Below are 7207 nucleotides of genomic sequence, written 5' to 3' on the forward strand. Positions count from 1 at the left end.
GCGTCAGGAGGCGGGCCAGGCGGGGGTGAAGTAGCCGAAGAGGTCGGCGATCAGGTCGGTGCTGCCGACGTGGTTGTAGATGGCGACCTTGCCGTCGGCACTGACCGGCGTGGTGACGTGGTTGGGCACGGTGGCGCCGCGCAGCAGGTTGAGGTTGCTGGTGCCCGGCCGCGGGCTGCCGTCGGCGTGGACGGTCAGGTAGCTGTCCTCGGTCGTGTTGGTGGCCGTGACGTTGAGGACGGCGGCGGTGGCCCCGGCCGGGATGCCGGGGACGACGGTGGTGCTGTCCGGCCCGGGCTTGGCGAGCGGGTTCGACCGGGTGTCGGTCAGCCGGATCGGGACGGTCGGGGTGAACTTGCTCCTGCCGTCTGCGGCGTAGTAGCCGAAGACGTCCAGGATCACGTGGGTGGACCCGGTGTGGTTGTAGACGTTGATGCTGCCGTCGGCGCCGACCGGGACGATGACCTGGTTGGACTTGTCCTTGCCGGGCTCGGGGTTGAGGTTCGAGCTGACCGGGCGGCTGCGGTCGGTGGCGTAGACCGACAGGTGGGTGTCCGCGCTGGTGTCGGTGCTGGTCAGGTTGAGCACGACGGAGGTGGCGTTGGCGGGGATGCCACCGGCGCCGGCGACCTTCACCGGGCGGATCTCGCCGGCGCCGAGCTTGCTGGTCGCCCGGGTGTCGGCGAGGCGGGCGGGCGTGAGCTGGGTGAACAGCAGGCCACCGCCCGGGCGGTAGAAGCCGACCACGTCGACGATCAGGTGGGCCCGGCCGGCGTTGAGGTAGGTGCTGATCCGGTGGGCCTCGCCGACCGGCACGGTCACCAGGTTGGAGGAGGTCCGCCCGGCCGCCACGTTGACGTTCGAGGTCTTCGGGCGGGGTTGCCCGGTGGGCCAGACGATCAGGTGGGTGTCCTCGGTGGCCTCGGTGACGGTGACGTTGAGGACGACGGAGGAGATGGTGCCGGGAGCGCCGTTCGCACCGGGCGCAGTGCCGGTCGGGATGGTGAGGCCGTTCTCCTGGCCGCCCTCGACGGTCTGATTCACGCCCTGGCGGGTGTCCAACAGCCGATACGGGTCGGTGCGCAGGAAGCTCGACGGGGCGTAGGCGGCCTTGAAGGGGTACGCGGCGGTGTTGCTCTGCCCGGTGCTGTCGGTGACCGTCACCTGCACCGTGTAGTCGCCGGGGGAGGCGTAGCCGTGCAGGAAGACGTCCAGGCTGTTCTTGGACTCGACAGTGCCGTCGCCGTAGTCCACCACGACCTTGGTGACGGCCCAGGGCGAGGTGGTGCCGGACGGGTCGACCTTCACGCCCAGCGGCGGGGTGTCGGAGGTGTCGAACTGATCCGGGATGTTCGCCCTGACGGTGGCGTACGCCTTCAGCGGGCCGGGGGTGGTGGCCTTGACCTGCGTGCCGTAGCCGGTGAACATGCGCCCGTCACCGGTGCCGACGGCGATGGTCGCCGCGAAGTCGCCGGCGCGGGTGTAGGTGTGCTTCACGCTGGGCTCGGACGAGGTGACCACGGCGCTGCCGTCGCCGAAGTCGTAGCGGTAGCTCATCGCCGAGGTCGGCCAGTGGGTGGTGCGGTTGGTGGTCGCCGTCAGTGTGATCTCGGTGCCGTACGGGGCGCGCTGGAGGTCGGCCGCCAGCGACGCGGAGGTGATCTCCTCCTGGCGCTCGCTCGCGCCGCGGTCGTGGTAGCCGGCGCCGGTGCCGGTGTTCGGCACGTTCGGGTCGTCGGCCGGGAAGGCGGCCGGGAGGAAGCCCGGCGCGGTGGCGTCGGCGGAGTCGGTCACCTCGCTGTTGAGGGCGTTGCCGTCGAGCCACTTCGCGACCACGGCGTCGTGGCCGCCGGCCTGGCCGCCGGTCGCGGCGGCGAGCGCCTCGGGGCTCTGGTGGCGGGTGCCGGCCCAGGAGTACGCGGTGCCGGCGGAGGAGTTGGTCCAGTACGGGGCGACGGTGTTGTACGCGGCGCGGGTGCCCTCGGCCGAGGCGGTCGAGACCACGATCTCGGCGCCGTCGGGGTTGGCGCACTGGTACGGCGCGGCGGGGGTGAAGTGGTTGCGCACCAGGTTGTTGTAGAGGCCGGACTGCGAGGAGTCGCCGGCGAGTTCGATACCGGCGGTGCAGCCGTCCACGACGGTGTTGTTGGTGATGACGGTGTGCGGGGCGTCGATGACCCGGATCCCGTTCACGCTGTTACGAACGAGCGTGGCGCCGGCGGCGTTCTCCACCGAGACGGTCCGCGCCTTGTTGCCGGAGAGCGTCACGCCCTCGCCGCTGCCGGTGACCTTGAGGTCGCCGTCGACCAGGTTCCGGACGGTGACCCGCGCGGAGTTCGCGACCTCGACCCCGGAGGTGCGGAAGGACTCGATCACGACGTCGTGCACCGCGGAGAGCCTGAGCGTCCCGAGCGTGGTGGCCGAGCCCGTGGCGACCCCGCGGAAGGTGATGGGCAGGCCCTGCTCGCCGGAGCGGTTGAGCAGCAGCTGCTCCCCGGAGTACCCGCGCGAGCCGGCGACCTCGACGGTCTGGCCGGGGGTGGCGACCGCCGCGGCGGCGCCGACGGTGCAGAACGGCAGGGCCGTGGTGCCCCGACCGGAGTCCGAGCACCTGGCGGGGTCGGTGTTGTCGACCCGGAGCGTGCTGGGGGCGGCTTCGGCGAACGCGACGGTGGGAAGGCCGAGAACGGTGACGAGGCCTGCGGTCAGCAGCCCTGTGGTGCGAAGTGGACGCACGGGGCGGTTCTCCTGTGGCTAGGACCAGGGGTTGAAGGCCCCCACCTGTCGGCTTCGCGGAGACCGGGCGCTGGGTTGCCTGGCTCTGGGGCGGGTGAGGACCAGTGTGATTATGATCAGCGCGCTGTCGAGTCGATCAGTCGGGGTCCGGTATGCAGCGGCCCGTCCACAGGGCCGCCCTCCGAGCCGTTCGTCCAGGTCAGGGCGGGTTCCAGTCCTTGGTCTAGTCCGGGGGGACCTGGTCCGTTTCCTCGAAGACCAGCATCGTGCGGGTGCCGAGCACCTGTGGGATGGACTGGATGCTGCCCAGCACCAGCTCCCGCAGGGCGTGGTTGTCGGCGGTGTGCACCAGCAGCAGCACGTCGAAGTCCCCGCCGACCAGTGCGATGTGGGCGACCCCGGGCAGTGCCAGCAGCTGCTCGCGGACCGTCCGCCAGGAGTTCTGCACGATCTTCAGGGTGACGTACGCGGATGCGCCCTGACCTGCCTTTTCGTGGTCGACCCGGGCGGTGAAGCCGCGGATGACGCCGTCCTCGACCATCCTGGATATCCGGGCGTACGCATTCGCCCGGGACACGTGCACCCGCTCGGCCACCGAGCGGATCGAGGCGCGACCGTCCTGTTGCAGCAGCCGCAGGATCGCCCGGTCGACACGGTCGAGCCTGGACGTCTGTTCAGTCGACATGACCCCCCACCCCTGCTGATTGGACGCAATGCCACCAGTCGACCGCTGCCCGGGCCGATTGTCCAGCACCTTGTCACGCTTCTGGTCAAGATGAACAGACGACCGAACAATCGGTAGGGAGCCCCCGCCACCCCTGGAGGTGCCCGAGATGACCGTTCTCGACCACAGACACCACACGGCGGTGCCCGGCTGGCTGCCCGGGGCGACCGCCCCGCGCACCGACCCGGCACCCCTGCTCCCGGACGCCTCGCCGGTCCGCGTGCTCGGCACTCCCGAGCTGGAGAAGTACGACCCCGCACTGCTGCGCGAGCTCTACCGCCGCCTGGTGGTCGGCCGCCGCTACAACCAGCAGGCCACCACCCTCACCAAGCAGGGCCGCCTCGCCGTCTACCCGGCCTCCACCGGCCAGGAGGCCTGCCAGGTCGCGGCCGCGCTGGCGCTCGGCGAGCGCGACTGGCTCTTCCCCAGCTACCGCGACACCCTCGCGGTGGTCTCCCGCGGGGTCGACCCGCTGGAGGCGCTCACCCTGCTGCGCGGCAACGCCCACACCGGCTACGACCCGCGCGCCACCCGCACCGCCCCGCTCTGCACGCCGCTGGCCACCCAGGCCCCGCACGCCGTCGGGCTGGCGCACGCCGCGAAGCTCGCCGGCGAGCCGGTGGTCGCTCTGGCGCTGCTCGGCGACGGCGGCACCAGCGAGGGCGACTTCCACGAGGCGCTGAACTTCGCCGCGGTGCTCCAGGCGCCCGTCGTCTTCCTGGTGCAGAACAACGGGTACGCGATCTCCGTCCCGCTCACCGCGCAGTCGGCCGCGCCCAGCCTGGCCCACAAGGCCGTCGGCTACGGCATGCCGGGCCGGCTGGTGGACGGCAATGACGCGCCCGCGGTGCACAGCGTGCTCGCCGAGGCGGTCGAGCGGGCCCGGACCGGCGGCGGCCCGACCCTGGTCGAGGCGCTCACCTACCGGATCGAGGCGCACACCAACGCCGACGACGCCACCCGCTACCGGGACGACGCCGAGGTGACCGCCTGGCGCGAGCACGACCCGATCCTGCTGATGGAACGCCACCTGCGCGGACTCGGCGTGCTGGACGACACCCTGGTGCAGGAGGCGGCCGACGAGGCGGAGGCGCTGGCGGCCCGGATGCGGGCCGAGTTCCACACCGACGCCGAGCTGGACCCGATGGCCCTGTTCGCCCACGTCTACGCCGAGCCCACCCCGCAGCTGCGGGAGCAAGCAACCCAGTTGGCCGAAGAGCTGGCCGCCGAGGCCGAGGTGCAGCACTGATGTCCCACCCGTCGCCCACCCCCACCCTTGGCGGAGCCGCCGCGCGGCGCCCCTCCGATGTCTCGAACCGCACGGTCACCATGGCGCAGGCGCTCAACGCGGCGCTGCGCGACTCCCTGCGCGAGGACCCGGCCGTGCACGTGCTCGGCGAGGACGTCGGCGCGCTCGGCGGCGTCTTCCGGATCACCGACGGGCTGACCGCCGAGTTCGGCCCGGACCGCTGCCTGGACACCCCGCTGGCCGAGGCGGGCATCCTCGGCACCGCGATCGGCATGGCGATGTACGGGCTGCGCCCGGTGGTGGAGATGCAGTTCGACGCCTTCGCCTACCCGGCGCTGGAGCAGCTCTTCTCGCACGTCGCCAAGATGCGCAACCGTACGGCCGGCAAGCTCCCGCTGCCGATCACCGTCCGGATCCCGTACGGCGGCGGGATCGGCGGCGTCGAGCACCACAGCGACGCCTCCGAGGCCTACTACACCGCCACCCCCGGTCTGCACGTGGTCACCCCGGCCACGGTGGCCGACGCGTACGGGCTGCTGCGGGCCTCGATCGCCTCCGACGACCCGGTGGTCTTCCTGGAGCCCAAGCGGCTCTACTGGGGGAAGGACGGGTTCGACCCGTCGGTGCCGGTCGAGCCGATCGGCCGGGCGGTGCTGCGGCGCACCGGGACGTCCGCGGTGCTGATCACCTACGGGCCCTCGCTGCCGGTCTGCCTGGAGGCGGCCGAGGCGGCGAAGGCCGAGGGCTGGGACCTCGCGGTGCTGGACCTGCGCACCCTGGTGCCGTTCGACGACGAGACGGTCTGCCGGGTGGTCCGCTCGCTCGGCCGGGCTGTGGTGGTGCACGAGGCGAGCGGCTTCGGCGGCACCGGTGCGGAGATCGCCGCCCGGGTCACCGAGCGCTGCTTCCACCACCTGGCCGCACCGGTGCTGCGGGTCACCGGCTTCGACATCCCGTACCCGCCGCCGATGCTGGAGCACCACCACCTGCCCGGGGTGGACCGGATTCTGGACGCGGTCGCCCGGCTGCAGTGGGAGGACTGAGGATGATGCCCGTCGTGCGCGAGTTCACTCTGCCCGACCTCGGTGAGGGGCTCACCGGGGCGGAGGTGGTCCGCTGGATGGTCGAGGTCGGCGACGTCATCGCGGTCGACCAGCCGGTGGTGGAGGTGGAGACCGCCAAGGCCGTCGTCGAGGTGCCCTGCCCGTACGGCGGGGTGGTCACCGCCTTGTACGGCGAGCCGGGCGAGGAGGTGGCGGTCGGTGCGCCGCTGGTGACGGTCGCGGTGGCGCCCGCGGACGGGTCCGGGGAGACCGGGCGGCCGCTCGCCGCGGAGGTGGAGCGGCCGCTGGTCGGGTACGGGGTCGCCGAGCCGGACCGGGGCGGCCGCCGGCGGCGGGTCGGGGTGCCGGCGGCGCCTGTGCCCGTGGCTGTGGCCGCTCCGGTGGCTCCCCTGGCTCCGGTGGCTCCCCTGGTTCCGGTGGTCGTGCCGGTGATCTCGCCGCTGGTGCGGCGGTCGGCCCGGGAGCACGGGATCGACCTGGCCGCGCTCACCGGCAGCGGCCCGGACGGTCTGATCATGCGTGCGGACGTCGAACGGGCGGCCGCTGCGAAGTCGCCGCCCGCTTCGGTCGCCGCGCCGGGCTCCACGGCCCCGGCGGCGGCCGCGGAGGGCGTCGTCCCGCTGCGCGGGCTGCGCCGGGCGGTGGCCGAGAAGCTCACCCGAAGCCACCGGGAGATCCCTGCGGCCACCTGCTGGGTCGACGCGGATGCCACCGAACTGATGGCGCTGCGGCGGCAGTTGAACGCCACTGCCGGTCCCAAGGTGAGCGTGCTGGCGCTGCTGGCCCGGATCTGCACGGTCGCGCTGGCGCGCTTCCCCGAGCTCAACTCCAGTGTGACGGAGGATGGTTCGGGCATCCTGCGGCACTCGATGGTGCATCTGGGGTTCGCCGCGCAGGGCGAGCGAGGCCTGGTCGTCCCCGTGGTGCGGGATGCCCAGGGGCTGTCCACCGAGCAACTCGGCGCCGAGCTGGGCCGGTTGACCGAGGCGGCCCGGGTCGGCTCGCTGACGCCGGCCGAACTCACCGGCGGGACGTTCACGTTGAACAACTACGGGGTGTTCGGCGTGGACGGTTCGACTCCGATCCTCAACCACCCCGAGGCGGCGATGCTCGGGGTCGGCCGGATCGTCGCCAAACCCTGGGTCCACCAGGGCGAGTTGGCGGTGCGCGAGGTGACGCAGCTGTCGTTCACCTTCGACCACAGGGTCTGCGACGGCGGCACGGCGGGCGGCTTCCTGCGGTTCGTGGCGGACTGCGTCGAGCAGCCGGGGATGCTGCTGCGACAGCTGTGACCTGCGGGTGATCGCCTTGGGGGGGGGGGGGGGGCCCGGAAGGGAAAGCAGAAAGAAAGGGGGGGGCGAGTGTGGGGGGGGGGTGGTCGGGGGGTTCGGTGTTTTTTTGGCGGGGGCCTCTGGGATGGCCCGCTGTCCCGGG

5 protein-coding genes are annotated in these 7207 nt (G+C 72.5%); 3 read left to right on the forward strand and 2 right to left on the reverse strand.

The window, feature by feature from the left end; genetic code table 11:
* Positions 1-3: 3 nt before the first annotated feature.
* On the reverse strand, positions 4-2736 hold the full coding sequence (locus ACZ6NC_RS29610; RefSeq protein ID WP_465736829.1) for a right-handed parallel beta-helix repeat-containing protein: 2733 nt from the start codon (positions 2734-2736) through the stop codon (positions 4-6).
* A 223-nt stretch (positions 2737-2959) separates the two neighbouring features.
* A complete protein-coding gene (locus ACZ6NC_RS29615) occupies positions 2960-3421 on the reverse strand; it encodes an Lrp/AsnC family transcriptional regulator (protein WP_396322944.1) in 462 nt (153 codons plus the stop codon).
* A 148-nt stretch (positions 3422-3569) separates the two neighbouring features.
* Here ACZ6NC_RS29615 and pdhA point away from each other — a divergent pair, with 148 nt between their 5' ends.
* The 3 genes from pdhA (at position 3570) to ACZ6NC_RS29630 (ending at position 7065) form a co-directional block, all read left to right on the forward strand.
* Positions 3570-4709: a pyruvate dehydrogenase (acetyl-transferring) E1 component subunit alpha gene (gene pdhA, locus ACZ6NC_RS29620; RefSeq protein WP_465736831.1), complete on the forward strand. Its 1140-nt coding sequence runs from the start codon at positions 3570-3572 to the stop codon at positions 4707-4709.
* Between the two features lie 80 nt (positions 4710-4789).
* Positions 4790-5752 (forward strand): alpha-ketoacid dehydrogenase subunit beta, encoded by a 963-nt coding sequence (locus ACZ6NC_RS29625; RefSeq protein ID WP_465736857.1) that lies wholly within the window; start codon positions 4790-4792, stop codon positions 5750-5752.
* Positions 5753-5757: 5 nt separating this feature from the next.
* Positions 5758-7065, forward strand: coding sequence for a dihydrolipoamide acetyltransferase family protein (locus ACZ6NC_RS29630; protein WP_465736858.1), 1308 nt, complete (start codon positions 5758-5760; stop codon positions 7063-7065).
* Positions 7066-7207: the final 142 nt, after the last annotated feature.

Source organism: Kitasatospora sp. NPDC041988 (genome assembly GCF_055588525.1).